This window comes from Streptomyces sp. NRRL B-24484 (genome assembly GCF_000717715.1).
In the GTDB taxonomy this organism is placed as follows: Bacteria; Actinomycetota; Actinomycetes; order Streptomycetales; family Streptomycetaceae; genus Kitasatospora.
This window is the reverse complement of sequence record NZ_JOAI01000137.1, coordinates 1-791: the sequence shown is the minus strand read 5'-3', so window position 1 is coordinate 791 and position 791 is coordinate 1. Positions and strand designations below refer to the sequence as shown.

The window sequence follows — 791 nt, the reverse complement described above, 5'->3', positions numbered from 1 at the left end:
CGGAGGGTTACTTCGTCTTGTTCTTGCCGGTGATCTTGTCGAGGCGGGAGGTGATGCCCCAGGTGGTGACGCGCCAGAGGGCCTCGACGACGATGTTGCGGCTCATCTTGGAGGCGCCGTGCTCGCGCTCGACGAAGGTGATGGGGACCTCGGCGACCTTGAAGCCGGCCTTGACGGTGCGCCAGGCGAGGTCGACCTGGAAGCAGTAGCCGGCGGAGGCGACCTGGTCCATGCCGAGGCCGAGGAGGGTCTCCTTGCGGAAGGCGCGGTAGCCGCCGGTGACGTCGCGGATCGGGACGTCGAGCATGAGGCGGGAGTAGGTGGAGCCGCCGCGGGAGAGCAGCAGGCGGGACTTGGGCCAGTTGACGACCTTGCCGCCGGGGACCCAGCGGGAGCCGAGGACGAGGTCGGCGCCGCGCAGGGCGGTGAGCAGGCGGGGGAGTTCCTCGGGCTGGTGGGAGCCGTCGGCGTCCATCTCGACGAGGACGGCGTAGCCCTGGTCGATGCCCCAGCGGAAGCCGGCGAGGTAGGCGGCGCCGAGGCCTTCCTTGCCCTTGCGGTGCAGGACGCGGACGTGGTCGTCCTCGGCGGCGAGCTTGTCGGCGAGGTCGCCGGTGCCGTCCGGGCTGTTGTCGTCGGCGACCAGGACGTGGACCTCGGGGACCGCGGTGCGGACACGGGAGACGATCCGCTCGATGTTCTCGGCCTCGTTGTAGGTCGGGATGATCACCAGCACCCCGCCGAGATCGGCGAAGGTGGTCTCCTCAGGGGCAGTCACGGCACAGCCTTTC

1 protein-coding gene is annotated in these 791 nt (G+C 70.0%); it reads right to left on the bottom strand.

Going from position 1 to position 791, the window contains the following annotated elements; translation table 11 throughout:
- Window positions 1-7 precede the first annotated feature (7 nt).
- Window positions 8-778, bottom strand: a complete 771-nt coding sequence (locus IE98_RS0141620; protein ID WP_030277976.1) for a polyprenol monophosphomannose synthase — start codon at window positions 776-778, stop codon at window positions 8-10.
- Between the last annotated feature and the right edge of the window lie 13 nt (window positions 779-791).